Source organism: Sphingomonas sp. SP5, from assembly GCF_058313455.1.
Map to the genome: position 1 here is coordinate 1 of NZ_JBZFLF010000009.1, position 16,925 is coordinate 16,925.

14 protein-coding genes and 1 pseudogene are annotated in these 16,925 nt (G+C 67.3%); 8 read left to right on the plus strand and 7 right to left on the minus strand.

Going from position 1 to position 16,925, the window contains the following annotated elements; translation table 11 throughout:
- Positions 1 to 949: hypothetical protein (locus AC4GY7_RS16820; protein ID WP_491116193.1), on the minus strand; the 949-nt coding region annotated here is incomplete at its 3' end.
- Positions 950 to 1,219: 270 nt separating this feature from the next.
- On the opposite strand from AC4GY7_RS16820, the pseudogene AC4GY7_RS16825 reads away from it, so the two are divergent.
- Both AC4GY7_RS16825 and typA read left to right on the plus strand, forming a co-directional pair.
- Positions 1,220 to 1,348 (plus strand): annotated as a pseudogene (locus AC4GY7_RS16825) (type II toxin-antitoxin system VapC family toxin); the annotation flags it as partial.
- 90 nt (positions 1,349 to 1,438) lie between these two features.
- Positions 1,439 to 3,280 carry a translational GTPase TypA gene (gene typA / locus AC4GY7_RS16830; RefSeq protein WP_491116195.1) on the plus strand — a complete coding sequence of 614 codons (1,842 nt, stop codon included), beginning with the start codon at positions 1,439 to 1,441 and terminating at the stop codon, positions 3,278 to 3,280.
- 298 nt (positions 3,281 to 3,578) lie between these two features.
- Here typA and AC4GY7_RS16835 read toward each other — a convergent pair whose 3' ends face one another.
- Positions 3,579 to 5,870 (minus strand): TonB-dependent receptor, encoded by a 2,292-nt coding sequence (locus tag AC4GY7_RS16835; protein WP_491116321.1) that lies wholly within the window; start codon positions 5,868 to 5,870, stop codon positions 3,579 to 3,581.
- 339 nt (positions 5,871 to 6,209) lie between these two features.
- On the opposite strand from AC4GY7_RS16835, the gene AC4GY7_RS16840 reads away from it, so the two are divergent.
- Positions 6,210 to 6,560 carry a hypothetical protein gene (locus AC4GY7_RS16840; protein WP_491116197.1) on the plus strand — a complete coding sequence of 117 codons (351 nt, stop codon included), beginning with the start codon at positions 6,210 to 6,212 and terminating at the stop codon, positions 6,558 to 6,560.
- Positions 6,561 to 6,653: 93 nt separating this feature from the next.
- Positions 6,654 to 6,926, plus strand: coding sequence for a DUF3297 family protein (locus tag AC4GY7_RS16845; RefSeq protein WP_491116199.1), 273 nt, complete (start codon positions 6,654 to 6,656; stop codon positions 6,924 to 6,926).
- A gap of 865 nt (positions 6,927 to 7,791) precedes the next feature.
- On the opposite strand, the gene AC4GY7_RS16850 is transcribed toward AC4GY7_RS16845, so the two are convergent.
- The 4 genes from AC4GY7_RS16850 to AC4GY7_RS16865 form a co-directional block, all read right to left on the minus strand.
- Positions 7,792 to 9,879 (minus strand): catalase, encoded by a 2,088-nt coding sequence (locus tag AC4GY7_RS16850; protein ID WP_491116200.1) that lies wholly within the window; start codon positions 9,877 to 9,879, stop codon positions 7,792 to 7,794.
- A gap of 167 nt (positions 9,880 to 10,046) precedes the next feature.
- On the minus strand, positions 10,047 to 10,364 hold the full coding sequence (locus tag AC4GY7_RS16855; protein WP_491116202.1) for an ArsR/SmtB family transcription factor: 318 nt from the start codon (positions 10,362 to 10,364) through the stop codon (positions 10,047 to 10,049).
- Between the two features lie 291 nt (positions 10,365 to 10,655).
- Positions 10,656 to 12,521 (minus strand): ABC-F family ATP-binding cassette domain-containing protein, encoded by a 1,866-nt coding sequence (locus AC4GY7_RS16860; RefSeq protein ID WP_491116204.1) that lies wholly within the window; start codon positions 12,519 to 12,521, stop codon positions 10,656 to 10,658.
- Positions 12,522 to 12,931: 410 nt separating this feature from the next.
- On the minus strand, positions 12,932 to 13,489 hold the full coding sequence (locus AC4GY7_RS16865) for a helix-turn-helix domain-containing protein (protein ID WP_443585606.1): 558 nt from the start codon (positions 13,487 to 13,489) through the stop codon (positions 12,932 to 12,934).
- 88 nt (positions 13,490 to 13,577) lie between these two features.
- On the opposite strand from AC4GY7_RS16865, the gene AC4GY7_RS16870 reads away from it, so the two are divergent.
- The 4 genes from AC4GY7_RS16870 (at position 13,578) to AC4GY7_RS16885 (ending at position 15,717) form a co-directional block, all read left to right on the plus strand.
- The gene (locus tag AC4GY7_RS16870; protein ID WP_491116207.1) at positions 13,578 to 14,009 is read left to right on the plus strand and encodes a DUF6456 domain-containing protein; all 432 of its coding nucleotides are present in this window, start codon (positions 13,578 to 13,580) and stop codon (positions 14,007 to 14,009) included.
- A 76-nt stretch (positions 14,010 to 14,085) separates the two neighbouring features.
- On the plus strand, positions 14,086 to 15,033 hold the full coding sequence (gene dapF / locus AC4GY7_RS16875) for a diaminopimelate epimerase (protein WP_491116209.1): 948 nt from the start codon (positions 14,086 to 14,088) through the stop codon (positions 15,031 to 15,033).
- Positions 15,034 to 15,134: 101 nt separating this feature from the next.
- The gene (locus AC4GY7_RS16880; RefSeq protein ID WP_491116211.1) at positions 15,135 to 15,338 is read left to right on the plus strand and encodes a hypothetical protein; all 204 of its coding nucleotides are present in this window, start codon (positions 15,135 to 15,137) and stop codon (positions 15,336 to 15,338) included.
- 85 nt (positions 15,339 to 15,423) lie between these two features.
- Positions 15,424 to 15,717, plus strand: a complete 294-nt coding sequence (locus AC4GY7_RS16885) for a hypothetical protein (RefSeq protein WP_443585602.1) — start codon at positions 15,424 to 15,426, stop codon at positions 15,715 to 15,717.
- Positions 15,718 to 15,968: 251 nt separating this feature from the next.
- On the opposite strand, the gene AC4GY7_RS16890 is transcribed toward AC4GY7_RS16885, so the two are convergent.
- Positions 15,969 to 16,673, minus strand: coding sequence for a PAS domain-containing protein (locus AC4GY7_RS16890; protein WP_491116223.1), 705 nt, complete (start codon positions 16,671 to 16,673; stop codon positions 15,969 to 15,971).
- Between the last annotated feature and the right edge of the window lie 252 nt (positions 16,674 to 16,925).

The following is a 16,925-nucleotide window of genomic DNA, read 5'->3' on the forward strand; positions in this document are numbered from 1 at the left end:
TATCGCGTGCCGCTGATTCATTAATAACGTCGGCCCGGCCACTATGCACCAGCCGATTTCGGGTATCAAAAATCTTGTGAACCTTTCCATCGACATCGATGCCGGTCAGCTTTTTCCATCGGCCAATAATAGCCTGCGCGGCGGTACGATCGACCATCTCCGCAGCAGTGGGATGGATCGGCGTTCCGATCAGATGGAAATAGCATGCCCTGGCCAACGTTTCGCAAGCGATTGCACCGGACAATACACATCCTGAGAAATCTCGGTTGTATAAGCGTTGCTCCGCTTCGACCATATAGTCGAACCACACGGGCGGGGTTAATTCACTCTTGAGAACTGACTCGATGTGGCTCCAGCGCTGTTGGTCCACGTTGCATGACCCGCTCAGTCTGATGGTTCTTATGGATCCCCAGATCGAGAAGCCCGTTCCTTTCTCAGCTAGACGCAGCATTTGGAGTTGTCTGCTTCCTTCGGAAGACCAGCTCGGCACGCCAATGAGCGGCTCGTTGATCGCCCAGCGCGCTATCCGCATCCAATAGGCCCATGCTGAGGACGCCATTTCCTCGTACTTGACCGACAATGTCTCGAGATGAGGGTAATTAGCGATCAACTCAGGCGACATTTGAATTGCGTCAACGTCGAGCATTGATGTGTGGATGCGCACGCGCTCCCGCACATCAACTTCGACGTAGATGCGATCGACTTCGTAGAAAGATCGCTCGAAGTTCTGACCGACATACCCGCTGCGGAAATGCACGAACCTGGCGCTTGCGCCGGCCGGATCGTGACCGCCGTCCAAAAACTCGGCCGAAGGCAGGCTGACTCGCGTTTCGTGCCCCGCGTACGTGAAAGAGTGCGTCGCCCCCAAAATAGCGCCCGCGAAGGTCGTGCCGGCGCATGTTCCAAAGCCGCGGACAAACAGCTCGGCAGAAAGATCTTCTTGCTGCATGCGCTATCTCATCACGCTCGATCGCGAAATGCAATCATGGGCATGCAATCGAGGTATGTTTATCGAGCGTCGAACTGGCTTCGAATCCTGGGCTGGTAACTGACTGGCAGCTTTCGGCTACGAAGCAACCATCGACCGGCGTTCGTCCCCTTGCGCTCGCCTCGCAAACGAGCGGCAGCTTACCATGATCGACCGTTCAGAAGCGGACGAGCCGCTTCCCCCCCAAACCACGCCAGCCCTGATCGCGGTTGAGCCGCTACGGCCCGCCTCGAACCGATCGGACCCAACGACCTGCTGATCGCCGCGCACGCCGCCGCGCTCGATGCGACGCTGGTCACGGCCAACATCGCCGAGTTCGCCCGGGTGCGTGATCTGCCGGTCGAGAACTGGCTCGACTGAGGGGTTCCGGCGACTCGCCGCCACCCCCTTCCCGCAGGCCGGCATTTCGGCTATGGGCGCGCGCAATCCATCTTCACATCAGGAATTCCCATGAGCCTCCGCAACGTGGCGATCATCGCGCACGTCGATCACGGCAAGACGACCCTGGTCGACCAGCTGTTCCGCCAGTCGGGCACCTTCCGCGACAACCAGCGCGTCGAAGAGCGCGCGATGGATTCGAACGACCTCGAAAAGGAGCGCGGGATCACCATCCTCGCCAAGCCGACCTCGGTCGACTGGGCGCCCCCGGGCGGCGGCGAGACGGTGCGGATCAACATCGTCGATACGCCGGGCCACGCCGACTTCGGCGGCGAGGTGGAGCGCATCCTGTCGATGGTCGACGGCGTCGTCCTGCTGGTCGATTCGTCGGAAGGCGCGATGCCGCAGACCAAGTTCGTGACCGGCAAGGCGCTGGCGCTGGGCCTGAAGCCGATCGTCGTCGTCAACAAGGTCGATCGCCCCGACGCGCGCATCCAGGAGGTGCTGGACGAGGTGTTCGACCTGTTCGTCAGCCTCGACGCCAATGACGAGCAGCTCGATTTCCCGGTGCTCTACGCCTCGGGCCGCAACGGCTATGCCTCGACCGACATGGACGCGCGCGAAGGCACGCTGATCCCGATGTTCGAGACGATCGTCAGCCACGTGCCGGCGCCGAACCTGGACAAGGACGCAGCCTTCACCTTCCTGGTGACGCTGCTCGACCGTGACAACTTCCTGGGCCGGATCCTGACGGGCCGGGTCAACTCGGGCACGGTGAAGACCAACCAGCCGATCCACGCGCTCGACAATGACGGCAACGTCGTCGAGGTCGGCCGTGCGTCCAAGATCCTGTCGTTCCGCGGCCTCGATCGCGTGCCGGTGGAGGAAGCGAGCGCGGGCGACATCATCAGCCTCGCCGGCCTCACCGTCGCGACGGTCGCCAACACGATCGCCGACACCAGCGTGACCGAGGCGCTGCACGCGCAGCCGATCGACCCGCCGACGCTGTCGATGCGCTTTGCGGTGAACGATTCGCCGATGGCGGGTCGCGAGGGCACCAAGGTGACCAGCCGCATGATCCGCGACCGCCTGTTCCGCGAGGCCGAATCCAACGTCGCCGTGAAGGTGACCGAGGCGGCCGATCGCGACAGCTTCGAGGTGGCGGGGCGCGGCGAGCTTCAGCTGGGCGTGCTGATCGAGACGATGCGGCGCGAGGGCTTCGAACTGGGCATCAGCCGCCCGCGCGTGCTGTTCGGCGAGGACGAGGACGGCAAGAAGACCGAGCCGTACGAAACCGTCATCATCGACGTGGACGAGGAGCATTCGGGCACCGTCGTCGAGAAGATGAACCTGCGTAAGGCGGAGCTGACCGACATGCGCCCGTCGACCGGCGGCAAGACGCGCATCACCTTCTCCGCGCCCTCGCGCGGCATGATCGGCTACCACGGCGAGTTCCTGTCGGACACGCGCGGCACCGGCATCATGAACCGGTTGTTCGAGAAGTACGGCCCGCACAAGGGCAACATCGAGGGCCGCAAGAACGGCGTGCTGATCTCCAACGGTGCGGGTGAGGCGAACAGCTATGCGCTGGGGCCGCTCGAGGATCGCGGCATCCTGTTCGTCGGCCACGGCGAGGCACTGTACGAGGGCATGATCATCGGCGAGAACGCCAAGACGGACGACCTCGAGGTCAATCCGATGAAGGCGAAGCAGCTGACGAACTTCCGCGCCAGCGGCGGCAAGGACGATGCGATCCGCCTGACGCCGCCCAAGAAGATGACGCTGGAACAGGCGATCGCCTATATCGACGACGACGAGATGGTGGAGGTGACGCCCAAGTCGATCCGCCTGCGCAAGCGCCACCTCGATCCGCACGAGCGCAAGAAGGCGTCGCGCGCCAAGATGGCGGCGTAACGCTTTCGATTGGTTCGAAGAGGGGGCGTCCGGGGAACCGGGCGCCCCCTTTTTTTGTGTCCGTTGTTTGGGGCGATCGTCGTCACGCATGCCCCGTCACCCCGGACTTGGTCCGGGGTCCACTCTGCGGCGAGGCGCGGCGCTGGAGCCTCCTGCCGGGCCCTCGCGGCCCGGTGGACCCCGGAACTAGTCCGGGGTGGGGCGGGGGTTCCACCCGAAGCAAGAGCGTGGACGCTGCGGACAAAAGAAAGGGGCGGCGCCTTGCGGTGCCGCCCCCTGCCGTCGGGTACAGGTTCGCTTATTTGAACCGGCCGCTGACCGACAGGCCGATGATGCGGGGTTCGTTGAAGACGGCGGCCATGTAGTTTTCGATCACGCCCTTCAGGTTCTTCTCGTTGGTGATGTTGCGGGCGAAGGCGGCGACTTCGAAGCGGTCGTCGGGCGTGGTGTAGCCGATCTTCAGGCCGCCTTCGAAGTTGCCCGTCGCGTAGAATTCGCGCGTCCTGTAGAGCACGAAGTTGGTGTAGCCCTGAATGTTCCAGTCGGTGGCGGCGAACACGCGGCCGCCGTTGCCGAGCGGCACGTCGTAACGCGCGGTCGCATCGAGGTTCCAGCGCGGGGCGTTGGGCAGCGGATTGCCGTCGATCTGCGCGAAGACGTTGCTGCCGATGCGGATCGTCGGATCGAGCACGGTGCAGACGACGACGCCGTTGAGCCCGCAGACCTGCGCATAGACGCGCTTGTCCCGGATCTTCGACGACAGGGCGCTGGCGCCCAGCGTCAGCGTCAGGTTGGGGATCGGGCGGAATTCGCTGTCGATCTCGATACCGTAGGCGCGTGCCTTGTCGGCGTTGAAGAGGACGCCGTTGCCGAAGCTGTCGTTGCCGTTCAGCTGGATGTCGTCGACCGTGTAGGTGAACAGCGACGTGTTGAAGCGCAGGCGGCCGTCGAGCAGCAGGCTTTTCGAGCCGACTTCGTAGCTGGTGATCGTCTCACTGTTCGCGGTGGTGAAGTCGGCGTTGAACACCGCCGAGCGGCCCTGGATCGTCGGGCCGCGGAAGCCGCGGGCGACGCGGGCATACAGGCTGTTGTCGGGATCGACCTGGTAGAGCGCCGACACGTCCCAGCTCGGAGTCGTGTCCGACAGGCGGACGTAGCGGCGGCCGGTGTAGGTGGAGACGTTGGCGACGGTGTTCGCGGTCTTGAGCAGCGTCGTCTTCTTGGTGTCGTCGGTTTCGCGGAAGCCGCCGGTGATGGTGAAGGCGTCCGTGACCTTGAAGCTCGCTTGGCCGAACAGCGCCCAGCTGGTGTTGACGTTGTGCAGGCGCACCCAGTTGTTGGGATTACGCGCCGCCGTCGTCAGGAAGAAGGCGCGCTGGTAGAAGTCCGTGGTGTCGTTCTGGTTGAAGTAGAACCCGCCGACCTGCCAGGTGAAGCGATCCGCCGAAGGCGAAGCGAGACGGATTTCCTGCGTATACTGGCCGAGCGCGCGGACGTTGCCCTGGCTCTGCCCGAAGCCGTTGGCAACGCCGTTCACCGAATAGTTCGCGGCGGCGCCGCCATCGGTATCGCCGCGGCTGAAGCCCGACGTCGTCTCATAGGCGCTGATCGAGGTCAGCGTGACGGGACCGAAGTCATAGGCGGCGTTCACCGACCAGCCGTAGGTGTCGTAATCCTGCGGATTGTTCTTGCCCTCGTCATAGGCGACCCACCCGCGCGGTTCGGCGGCGACCGAGTTCGAGCCCTTCTTAAGCGCGGCGCGGTGGAACAGCGTCGAGGTGCCGTCGTAATGGCGGGCATGGCCCGACAGGTTGACCGAGAAGGCATCGCTGGGCGTCAGTAGCAGCTGGAGGCGAACGTCGCGCTCGTCGAAGCCGCCCATCGCGTTCTTCTGCGGCGTCGGCGTGCCGTCCGCGCTGACGCCGGCGAAGGTGTTGTCCACCCAGTCGTTGCGATGCTGGATCAGGCCGGACAGGCGGAAGGCGACCTTGTCCGCGATCAGCGGGCCGCCGACGCCGGCATCGAGCGTCGTCGTCGCATAGCTGCCGATCGAGGCGGAGGCGCGGCCCTGCCAGGTCTGGCTCGGGCGGATGGTGTCGAACTTGATGATGCCCGCCGTCGTGTTGCGGCCGAACAGCGAGCCCTGCGGGCCGCGCAGCACCTCGACCTGGTTGACGTCGAACACCGGGTTCGACTTCAACACGACGTGTTCGAGGACGACATCGTCCTGGATGATGGAGACGGGTTGGCTGGCCCCCAAGTAAAAATCCACGTTGCCCAAACCGCGGATATAGAAGCGCGGGAAGATGCGGCCGGTCGTGGTTTCGGCATAGAGGCCGGGGACGCGGCCGGAGAGCGCCAGGATATCCTCGCCGCCCGCCTGAAAGGCGCGCAGGTCGGCGCCGCCGACGACCGCGACCGACAGCGGCACGCGCTGCAGGTTTTCCGAACGGCGTTCGGCGGTGACGACGATATCGCCGAGGTCGCCGGCATCCGCCTGCGCGGCGGCGGCGGGCGTCGCATCGGTGGCGGGCGTGGCGGTTTGGGCGAACGCAGGCGTGACGCCGGCGGCGGCGCCGAGCAGCAGCATGGTCTTGAACAGGCGGGTGGTCACGATAGTCCCCTTTTGGTGTTGGAGGGGAGCCGTCGGCAGGCACCCGCGTGGGCCGTTGCCCTGACGCGGATCCGTGCGCGGATGATGATGACCGCCCCCCGGCGTCGCGCGTGCGATAGGCCCGGATTGTGTCGGATTCGTGAATGGGGATTGCCGGCCGTCGACGCTGTCGGGCGGGGCGGGGTTAAACATTGGATGAACACGACATTCCGGCCCGGTTCAGGGCGAATCACCTAGGAGGCATGCAACACGCTCGCAGTCTCACGCGTTTTGCCCGGGCGTTGTCATGAGGAGTTCGACGTCATGAATGCGTTGATGAAGAAGGCAGGTCTGGGGATCGCGCTCGCTGCCACCGCGCTGACCGCAGCGGCGCCGGCGGATGCGCAGCGCTGGGGCGGCTATCGCCATCGCGGCGGTGGCGATGTCGCCGCGGGTGCGCTGCTCGGCGGGATCGTCGGCCTGGGCATCGGTGCGGCCGTCGCCAGCAGCAATCGCGACCGCTATTACGACCGCGGCTATTATTACGATGCGCCGCCGCCGCCGCCGCGGGTCGTCTATCGCGACCGCTATTATGCGCCGCCGCCGCCGCCCCCGCGGGTCGTCGTGCGCGAGCGTTATTACGATTACGGGCCGCGCTACGGCTATGGATACGGCTACGGCTATTGAGCCGCAGACGGTTTCGTCGGGAAGGCGGCGCGGACTTCGGTTCGCGCCGCTTTTTCGTGGCGGGCGCCGATGGTTGCCGTTAAGCGCGCAGGGATGACCGATACGCCTCCCGATCGCCTGTCGACCGATCCGTCGAGCCCCCATTTCGACCAGGCCGCGCTGGAGCGCGGCATCGGCATCCGCTTCAAGGGCACCGAACGCCGCGACGTCGAGGAATATGACCGGCCGGCCGGCTGGATCCGCGTGGCGCTGGGCAAGAAGGTGGACCGGCACGGTCGCCCGCTGACGATCAAGTTGACCGGTGAGGTCGAGGCGTGGTTCGAACGCCCCGCGGCCGGCGCGGACGAGGACGCGGCCGAGGGCTGAGGGTTTCTGGCGGCCTGCGTCGCGTGTTCGGCGTGTGCGGGGGCCGATCGAGCGATCGATTGCGGTCTTTCACGTCGCGGCGGGTTCGCGTCGGTAGATCCCTTCTGCCATTTCTCATTGCCCAGGTGTAGCGAAGGGCGGGCCCGACCGGTGTGACGCTGGTGGAGAGCGGCCCTTCGACAGGCTCAGGGCGAACGGGGGTGGAGGTGTGCCGTCATGCTCGGAGCGGGCAGTTTGCCCTGCGGCATGGGCCTGTATGCCACGGGCGCTGGTGGTTCGCCGATGTTCCGTTTGCCCTGAGCTTGTCGAAGGGGGGACCTCCACGGGCGTAACGCTGTTGGAGAGCGGCCCTTCGACGGGCTCAGGGCGAACGGGGCTGGGGCCGAGGGTGTGCCGTCATGCTCGGCGCGGGTGGTTTGCCCTGCGGCGTGGGCTTGTGCACCACGAGCGCTGGTGGCGTGCGCCAATATCCCGTTTGCCCTGAGCCTGTCGAAGGGCGGGCTGCCACGGGCGTAACGCTGGTGGAGCGCGGCCCTTCGACGGGCTCAGGGCCAACGGGGGTGGGGTGAGGGTGTGCCGTCATGCTCGAAGCGGGGGGGGGGGGTGCCCTGCGGCGTGGGCTTGTGCACCACGAGCGCTGGTGGCGTGCGCCAATATCCCGTTTGCCCTGAGCCTGTCGAAGGGCGGGCTGCCACGGGCGTAACGCTGGTGGAGAGCGGCCCTTCGACAGGCTCAGGGCCAACGGGGGTGGGGCCGAGGGTGTGCCATCATACTCCGTGCGGGCAGGATTGGCTGTCTGCGCCGTTACGTTCGCAACGCGTGTGGCGGCAGGCCCGGATGGAGGGCCCGGGCCTGCGGCGCTCGGTCAGGCGAGGGTGCGGACTTTGGGTTCGCGGTCCCAGTAGCGTTGCTTGGCCGCCTCGACGAAGGCGGCCAGGTCGGTGACGCCCGCGTCGGGCTCGACACCGGCCTTGTCGAGCAGCGGCTTGGCGGCGGCGTTGTGGCCGATCGCCTTGAGGTGGCCAAAGGCGTCCATCACCCATTGCACCGCGGCGCCTTCCTTCACCAGCTTGGCGGCCGCCTCTTCGGACAGGATCACCGCGCAGGCGTCCACCGTCACCGAAGGCTGGCCGAAGAGCTGCGCGTCGGCGGCGAGCGTCGATCCGTCCGACAGGGGGACCTTGCCGACCTTGGGCGCGATCGTCATCGTGTGGCCGCCGGCGGCCTTGATCGCCTCCTTCAGCGTCTTGAGGTCGCCCGCATCGGTGCCGTCGGCGATGAGGATGCCGACGGTGCGGCCCTCCAGCGTATGGACCTCGCGCGGGCCGCGGATGATACGGAGCGCGGGCGAGGGGTCCATGTCGAGCACCGGCGCCGCGGTCGGCGCGGCGTCGGGCAGGTCCATCGCCAGCCCGTCGGCGACGCGGGCCGCCAGATCCTCGTCGACGTTGCGCAGGTTGGCGAGCATCGCGACGCGGATATGCTCCAGGCTGACCTTCGACAGTTCGAAGACGAAGGCAGACGCGATGTGCGCCTGTTCGGCGGGGTCCATCGAGCGGAAGAACAGCCGCGCCTGGCTGTAATGGTCGGCGAAGCTTTCCGGGCGGATGCGCAGCTTCTGGCCCTGTTCCTCGGACGGGAAGGTCTTGTAGCCCTTGTCCGGATCCTCGCGCGCGCCACCTTCCTCGCCGGCGCGGGCGAGGCTGTTGGGTTCGTAATTGGCGCGGCCCTTGGGCACCGCCATCTGCATGTGGCCGTCGCGCTGCTGGTTCATGAACGGGCAGCCGGCGGCGGCGGCGCGGCCCTTGGCGGCGTTGATCGGCAGCTGGTGGAAATTGACCGAGCCGAGGCGCGAGAGCTGCGTATCGGTGTAGCTGAACAGCCGGCCCTGGAGCAGCGGATCGTTGGAGAAGCCGATGCCGGGCACGACGTGGCTCGGCACGAAGGCGGCCTGTTCGGTTTCCGCGAAGAAATTGTCGGGATAGCGATCGAGCACCATGCGGCCGACGATGCGGACCGGGAGCACCTCTTCGGGGATGATCTTGGTCGCGTCGAGCACGTCATAGGGCTGGCTGTTGGCGAAATCCTCGTCGAACAGCTGCACGCCCAGTTCCCATTCGGGGAAGTCGCCGCGATCGATGCGTTCGAACAGGTCGCGGCGCTGGAAATCGGGATCGGCGCCGGCGATCTTCACCGTCTCGTCCCAGATCGTCGAGGCGAGGCCGGCCTTGGGCTTCCAGTGGAACTTGACGAAGGTGCTCTTGCCCGCCTTGTCGATGAGGCGGAAGGTGTGGACGCCGAAACCCTCCATGTTGGCGAAGGTCCGCGGCAGCGTGCGGTCCGACATCGCCCACAGGATCATGTGGGTGGATTCGGGCATCAGGCTGATGAAATCCCAGAAGGTGTCGTGCGCGGTCGCCGCCTGCGGATAGCCGCGATCCGCCTCCATCTTGGCGGCATGGATCAGGTCGGGGAACTTGATCGCATCCTGGATGAAGAAGACGGGAATGTTGTTGCCGACGAGGTCCCAATTGCCTTCGCGGGTGTAGAATTTGACCGCGAAGCCGCGCACGTCGCGCGGCGTGTCGATCGAGCCGGCGCCGCCGGCGACGGTCGAGAAGCGGACGAACACCTCGGTGCGCTGCCCCTTCTTCTGGAACAGGTCGGCGACGGTGATGGCGGCGAGGCTGTCGGTGCATTCGAAATAGCCGTGCGCGGCCGAGCCGCGGGCGTGGACGATGCGCTCCGGGATACGCTCGTGATCGAAGTGGTTCATCTTCTCGCGGAAGATCTCGTCCTCGATCAGCACCGGGCCGCGCGCGCCCGCCTTCAGCTGGTTCTGGTTGTCGGCGATCGGCGTGCCGTGGTTGGTGGTCAGCACCGGATGATCGGCATCGGCGATCTGGTGCGTTTCGCCGCCGTGTCCGGCGTTGCGGGCGAGCGTATCGGTCATCGGGGAATCCTCGTGGTTCGAGGCGCCAACGGTTCACCGATCGGGCGGTTGCGGGCGTGCGGGATGGTCGACCGTACGCAGGCGGACGTTGACGGCTGTGATCTGGATCATTGTCCTGTGAAAGCAGATGCTTAGGCGGCTGGACGGGCGATGCGGAATTTCTGTCGTCAGTCGGCGTCGGGGATGCGGACGGCGGCCCAGTTGCCGGCGATCGCGTCCAGCGCGGTGCGGGCGGGATCGAGCGCGCCGGGGTGATAGCTGTAATGCGTCTCGCGGCTGGAGCGGGTGGCGCTGACCAGGCCGGCGGTTTCGAGCACGCGCAGGTGCTTGGTGACGGCCTGGCGCGTCATGCCGGCACCGGCGGCGAGGCGGGCGATGGGGCGCGGGGTGCCGCTGCGCAGCGTGACGAGCAGCGCGAGGCGGGTCGGGTCGGCGAGCGCGGCGAAGAGGCGGGCGGCGTGTTCGGGTTTGCGGGTGGACGTCATGCGCAACCTTTTGGTTGCGGTGGTGGCAACCGATCGGTTGCGGTTTAGCGGGGGTGGTGGAGTTGGGCAACCGAAAGGTTGCGGGCGGGTGGGTCGAGTGAAAGTGCGATCGATTCCCCTCCGTCATGCATGCTTGGTCCGGCATCCACCGTGCCGCACCCAATATGCTATGGGTTTTGCGGCACGGTGGACCCCGGAACACGTCCGGGGTGACGGGGAATATCGGCGGCATCTCTGTTTGGCCGAGATCAGCCACGGTCAAAGCCCTGCCGTGGGGAGGCGGCTCGTGACTTACGCCGCTTCCAGTGCCTCGTTCGCTTCCATCCACAGCGCCTCCGCCGTGTCGATCTGGGTTTGGACGTCGGCGCGGCGTTGCAGGAGGTCGCTCATCGCGAGTTTGGCGAAGCGCGGTTCGGCGGACTTGGGGTCGAACATCGCCTGGTCGAGTGCGTTGCGGTCGGCGGTGAGGCGGGCGATCTCCGCCTCCGTCTCGCGGATCGTCTTGCGGCGCGCCTTGTCGGCGTCGCGGTCGATGGGGCGGGCGGTCGGCTTGCCCTTGTCCTTCTTGCCGGCCTTGCCGCGCTCCTCGGGCTGCTTGTCGCCGGCGAGGACGAAGGCGATGTAATCGTCGAGGCTGCCGTCGAACTCCGTGGCGGTGCCGCTGTCGACCAGCACGAGGCGGTCGGCGGTCATCTCCAGCATGTGGCGGTCGTGGCTGACCAGCACGACGGCGCCGGTATAGGCGTTGAGCGCCTGCACCAGCGCCTCGCGCGCGTCGACGTCCAGGTGGTTGGTCGGTTCGTCGAGGATCAGCATGTGCGGCGCGTCGCGGGTGATGAGGGCGAGCGCGAGCCGCGCCTTCTCGCCGCCCGACATGCGGCCGACCTTGTTGGTCGCCTTGTCGCCCGAAAAGCCGAAGCGGCCGAGCTGCGCGCGCACCGCGGCGGGGCTGGCGCCCTTCATGGTGCGGGTCATGTGCTCCAAGGGCGTGTCGTCGGCGTCGAGCTCCTCCACCTGATATTGGGTGAAATAGCCGACCTTCATTTTACCGGATGCGTTCATGTCGCCGTCCATCGGCGCCAGTTGCGCGGCGAGCAGGCGGGCGAGCGTGGTCTTGCCGTTGCCGTTGCGGCCCAGCAGCGCGACGCGATCGTCGGGGTCGAGGCGCAGGTTGAGCCGCTTGAGGATCGGCGTCTCGGCATAGCCGACGCTCGCCATGTCGAGCGTGATGAGCGGGGGCCTGAGTTCGGTGGGATCGGGGAAGTCGAACGACAGCGAGGGATCGTTGGCGAGCTCGGCGATCGGCTGCATCTTGGCGAGCATCTTCTGCCGGCTCTGCGCCTGTTTGGCGGTGGAGGCGCGGGCGGAATTGCGGGCGACGTAATCCTGCAGCTTGGCGCGCTGCGCGTCCTGGTTCGCCTTGGCGGCGGCCAGCTGCGCCATGCGCTCGGCCCGCTGGCGCTCGAAGCTGTCGTAGCCGCCGGCGTAGAGCGTGATCTTGCCGTTCTGGAGGTGGAGGATGTGATCCACGACGTTGTTGAGGAAATCGCGCTCGTGGCTGACGACGACGATGGTCGCCTTGTACGCCTTCAGGAAATCCTCCAGCCACATCACCGCCTCGAGATCGAGGTGGTTGCTGGGTTCGTCGAGCAGGAGCAGGTCGGGCTGCGAGAAGAGCAGGGCGGCGAGCGCGACGCGCATCTTCCAGCCGCCCGAGAAGCTGTCGAGGGGGCGCTGCTGCATGTCCTCGTCGAAGCCGAGGCCGAGCAGGATCTGCGCGGCGCGCATCGGGGCGGTGTAGGCGTCGATCGCGATCAGGCGTTCGTAGACGTCGCCGAGCCGGTCGGGATCCTCGCAGGTTTCGGATTCGATCATCAGCGCGGCGCGTTCGGTGTCCGCGGCGAGCACGGTGTCGAACGGCGTGGCGGTGCCCGAGGGCGCCTCCTGCGCGATATAGCCGAGGCGGGCGCCGCGCGGCATGTCGGCGGAACCGTCGTCGGGTTCGAGCATGCCGGCGATGACGCGGACCAGGGTGGACTTGCCGGCGCCGTTGCGGCCGATCAGCCCGACGCGGCTGCCCGGCGGCAGCGCCGCGGATGCGCCGTCGAGGATCGTGCGGCCGCCGAGGCGCACGGTGATGCCGTTGAGGTTGAGCATGCGCGTAGCCTTAGCAGATGTTGCGGTGCGGCTAAAGTGTGGGTGCGAGGGGGGTGATCGTTCACGCGAAGGCGCGAAGACGCGAAGAGGTTCGGGCCTGGCGCCGCCGTGGTATGCGAAGGTGAGGGCAGGCCGACAGCGCCTCCGGCGCGACATCTTTGCGGCTTCGCGGCTTGTGCGTGAACCATGAATCCTAGCGCTGATTCTTTGATCCTCCGGCATGCCGGACTTGGTCCGGCATCCACCGTGCCGCACACCAACACGCTAATGGGTTTGCGGCACGGTGGACCCCGGAACAAGTCCGGGGTGACGGAGAATATCGGGATGGCATACCCCTTTCCTGAGCCCGGCAGCCGTTTTAGCCATATGCGATAGCTCTCCCTGGCGGGGGGAATGGATGTCGGTTGGTTCTACAGCGATCTCACCAGGCGGGTGGCCTGGGCGAGCCAGGCGGGCGTGGGGATCGACGTGGGGCGGGCGCCGGGGGTGAGGGGGAGGAGGAGCAGGGCGTCGCCGTCGATGCCGAGCAGGCGGGCGAAGAGGAAGCGGCCGGCGGGGAGGGGGACGAGGACGTCCTTGTTGATCGCGCGCGGATCGGGGCCGTGCACCTCGCACCAGATTTCGTCGCCGGCGCGATAATCGCCGATGCTGCCGGTAACGACCAGCGCGACGCCGCCGGCGGCCGGCTGCGGCGCGACGAGGGTAAGCGGCTTGCGGGGGGCATGGGCGCCCTCGGCATCGAGCGTCGCGGCGACGGGCAGGTCGGCGCGATCGGGCAGGGTGACGAGATCGGCTGGCGCGACCTCCAGCGCGGCGGCGATGCGGTTGAGCCAGGCGACGGATACGGTGCGCGTTCCCGTCTCCAGCCGACCGATCGTCTGCGCGGTTGTTGGAGGCGAGCAGCGTTGCGCGACCTCGTCCAGCGTCAAACCCTTGGCCCTACGTACCTCACGAATCGCGGTAATCATCGCCGGTCCTTAACCGTTGCGGTTATTTCCCTGTCCTACATACCCGCCGTTCTGGCAAGCCCCGCGCCGATTCGGAACGGAGGCAGATATGCGCGAACTGGTGGAGCGGCGGACAGGCGCGGGGCGGAGCGTGACGGTGAACGCCGCGGAATCGCCGCTGGCATGGCTGAAGGCGCGCGGGCTGGTCGACGCGCGGCAGTTCGAGGCGGGGGAGCGGCTGCGCGGCGATTACGAGACGGCGGCGCTAGGGCCGCGGGTGACGATGCGCTGGTCGGCGCGGGTGGATGGCGGCGCGGCGGGCGGGCTCGACCCGATGAGCGCGCAGATCGCGGCCAAGCGGCGCTTCGACGACGCCATGGCGGCGGCGGGCGGCGGCCTGGCCGATATCTGCTGGCGCGTGATCTGCGCAGGCGAGGGATTGCCGGCGGCGGAGAAGGGGCTGGGCTGGCCGGCACGGACCGGGCGGCTGGTACTGACGCTGGCGCTGGATCGTTTGGCCGACCATTATCGTTTGCCGTGACCGGGCGTGCGGGTGTATCGGCGCCGCAAGACGAGAACATAAGCGGGCCATCGGTCCCGCATGCAGGATGAGTGACGTGCGCTTCGACTTCGTGAAATGCCATGGTTCGGGCAACGACTTCCCGTTGATCGACGCGCGCGGCATCGCGCTGTCGGACGGGGAGTGGGCGAAGGTGGCGCGGGCGCTGGCCGACCGGCGCGGGCCGGTGGGCGGTGACGGGCTGCTGCTGCTCGGCCCGGGCGCCGGCCATGCGGCCTTTTCGATGCGGATGTTCAACGCGGACGGCAGCGAGGCGGAGACGTGCCTCAACGGGCTGCGCTGCGTGGCGCGCATGGGGTTCGAGGCGCTGGGCATCGACGCCGCCCGCGTGAGCCTCAAGACGTCGGAGGCGGAGGCGGTGCGCGACGCCGATCTGGCGCCGGGCGTCTATACGGTGCGCGAGACGGCGGGGCCGGCGGGCCTGGATGTCGCCGCATGGCCGCTGGAGGCGGGCGCCGAGCGGATCGTCGATGCGCCGGTGCCGCCGCTGGGATCGGACCGGCGCTTCACGGCGGTGGCGATGCCCAACCCGCATCTGGTGGCGTTCGTCGACAGGGTCGACGAGGCGGAGCTGGTGGCGGTGGGCGAGGCATGCGAGGCGGCACCGGCGTGGCTGCCCAACCGCGCCAACGTGTCCTTCGTCGAGGTGCGCGGGGAACAGGCGCTGTTCGTGCGGACCTTCGAACGCGGCGTGGGGCTGACCGACAGTTGCGGCAGCGCGATGGCGGCGTCGAGTTTCGCCGCCTGCCTGACCGGGCGGCTCGGCTATGATGCGCCGATCACCGTGTTCAACGCCGGCGGGCTGGTGCGCGCGACGGTGGGTCGCGATGCCATGGTCAGCCTGTCGGGCAATGCGACCTGGGAATGGTGGGGGTCGATCGAGGTCGACCTGGCGCGGGCGCGGGCGGGCGACCTGACGGTGGCGGCGCATGCCGATGCCGAGATCGCCGCCTGGGCCGCGCTGGCCGATGCGGCCAGCCGGTAGCGGCCACCGCCGGACCACGACCACCCCGTTTCATCCATAATCCAGATGATGGCGACGACCGGCCCGACCGGCCAGTGTCGCCGGATCGATTGCAGAAGCCCATGACGATGCCGGACGACAGCACCTATTTCTACGAGCGCGCGGAAACCGAACTGGAACTGGCGCAGCGCGCCACGCACCCGCTGGCGGTGAGGGCGCATTACATCATCGCCAACCATTATCTCGACCGCTGCTACGGCGGCGATGCGCAGGGTGCCGCGGGGGCGGGACCGGCGCAGGATGGCGAGGATCCCGCGATCGGCTGAGGCCGGGTCGGCCATGCAGTGAACCGCGACGCCGTCCGTTCGTTGAACGGGTGAACGCTTTGGCGTGAGCACGGGAGTCGCGAGCATGGGAATCGCGAACAAGGACGGGATCGGCGCTGGCGCGGGCGCCACGGACGACGACCTGCAATTCCGGCAGGACGGCAAGCTGTACCCGGTCGGCCAGGCGCTGCGCCGGACCTATGATGCCGACAATCATGCGACGTTGAGCCAGGACGTGACCGGGCTGATGCTCGACCTGGCGAGGGTGCCGTTCGAACCGCACGAGTTCGAGCCGCCGTTCGCCCCGCCGCGGCCGATGCCGCGCCCCGGCCTGTTCGCGCGGGTGCGCCGGGCGCTGCATCGCGGGCGTGAGGGGTAGGGCATCGCGTGGGGTTCAGTGTAGCGGTACGCGACGCGCGCTGTTTCCGGGAGCGGTCGCATAGGGGATCATCCAAGGCGGTGTTCCTTTTACCTCCGTCATGTCGGGCTTGGTCCGGCATCCACCGTGCCGCACACCGATAGGCTGTTGATGCGCGGCGCGGTGGACCCCGGACCAAGTCCGGGGTGACGAAGAATAGCGGGAGGGCATTCCCCTTCACGCGAAGCCTGCACCCGCCACGCCGTGCCGGTTCAGGCGGGGACGAGCGAGCCCTGGATCACGGCGACGAGGGCGCCGAAGATCGCCTCGATCATCGCCAGCGCGCGCGGGGTGAGGCGGACGGGGGAGTGCGGCTCGATCGGGCCGGGCAGTTCGCATTCCACGAAGCCCGCATCGTCGAGCGCGATCAGCCAGCGCTGGGCCAGCGGCCAGGAGACGGCGATGCGCGTGGCGAGGTCGCCGGCCCGGACGGTACGCGCCTCCGCCTCGGCGACGTAGGTGAGCAGCAGCAGCTCCGTGGCCGGATTGCCGATCAGCGATTCGCCGAAGGCTCGCTTGCCGCCGTCGATCGCCTGCAGCAGCAGGCGTGCCATCTGCCATTGCGCCTCGACGGTGGATGGCTGGCCGGCGCCGTCCGGCAGCGGGCGGCAGGTGACGGCGAGCTGGCCACCGCCGGCAGGCCCGATCCGCGAGACGTAGACGTTGACCCATACCGGGCCGCGCTGCGGACGCTGGTGGCGCAACGTGGTGGATACCGTCTGTCCTTCGCGCCAGACGCGCTGGAGCAGGGCGGCGCCGGCGCTGCGATCGTCGGGGTGCAGCGTATCGAGCGCGGAGCGGCCGACGAGCGCGACATCGGAAGCGCCGAGCAGCGCCGCATAGCTGTCGTCCAGCGCGAGAATGGCGAGATCGTGCCCGATCAGCGCATGCGAGACCGGTCCTGCTGCGGGGTGCATGATGATGGTCTGCCCTGTTCGGATGCCGCTGGCGCGAACGTGGCAACGTTCACACACAGCGCATCATAGGACAGGGCTTTTCACGTATGGCGACGCGGGCTGTCAAGCACCGCTACGGCGTCGCAATATCGGCTTGATGACCTATAACCAGATAGGTTAATTGTTCTTGACATCGTCACGCTCCTGGGGTACATAACGGGAACGCTGAAGAATTGCGAGTCGGGACGGGGATCGGTGAGGCGCCGGTGTTCG